At 68.0% G+C, this 844-nt stretch carries 1 protein-coding gene and 1 pseudogene; both read left to right on the top strand.

Annotation, left to right across the window (positions count from 1 at the left end; all coding sequences use genetic code 11):
• A pseudogene (locus HUK84_RS20610) lies at positions 1 to 202 on the top strand (ribonuclease D); the annotation flags it as partial.
• A 187-nt stretch (positions 203 to 389) separates the two neighbouring features.
• Positions 390 to 844 (top strand): GcrA family cell cycle regulator (locus tag HUK84_RS23400; protein WP_246285806.1); only part of this gene is annotated, 455 nt, incomplete at its 3' end.

Genomic DNA, 844 nt, shown 5'->3' with positions numbered 1-844 from the left:
GTGCTGCGAGGAGCATGACGTGGCGCCGCGCCTGGTGGCGTCCGCGGACGATCTCGACCGGCTGGCGCTGGAGGCCGAGCCCGATCTGCCGCTGATGCAGGGCTGGCGGCGCAAGGTGTTCGGCGACGACGCGCTGGCGCTGAAATCCGGGCAGATGCTGCTGGGGGTCGACGGCACGCGGATCAGGCGGGCCCGCATCTGACGGCCCGTCGGAACCACGACTTTCGATCGTATGCGTAACGACGGGGCCGGCTGCGGGCATGCGCTGGTTTTACAGGGGTTGTGAACAGGTTATACCCAGCCTTGTCCACAAGATTTTGTGGTCGAACTGTTGAGTGTCCCCACGATATAGGATTAGTGTCCGTGCATCCTTCGTAAGGAGAGATGGCATGGCTATGGAATGGACCGAGGAGACGATCGCCCGTCTTCGCGAGCTTTGGCAGCAGGGATTGTCGACGGCCGAAATCGGGCGTCAGCTTGCGGTGACGAAAAACGCGGTCGTCGGCAAGGCGCATCGCCTTGGTCTCCAGTCGCGCCCATCGCCGATCCGCCGCCCGGCGGCGCCTGCCCGTGCCACGGAGTCCAGGGGCATGGAGTCCAAGCCGGTTGCGGCGACGCCCGCGCCTGCTGTCGCGCCGACGGCGAACGTGACCCCGCTGCATGGGGATGCGCCGAAGGTTGCGCCCATCGCTGCCGCCCCCATTGCTACGGCCCCGATCGTGGCGGAAACCGTTCCGGCCGAGGTCCGTCCGGTCCCCGGCCAGATTGCCGCTTCGGCCGCTGTCGCGCCTGGCGGTCCGACGCCTGACGCTCCGGCCGTTGCCCCGGCTGCCGCACCGGCGGT

It is taken from the genome of Nguyenibacter vanlangensis, assembly GCF_013376155.1.
GTDB lineage: Bacteria > Pseudomonadota > Alphaproteobacteria > Acetobacterales > Acetobacteraceae > Gluconacetobacter > Gluconacetobacter vanlangensis.
This window is presented reverse-complemented; position numbering and strand designations above follow the sequence as displayed.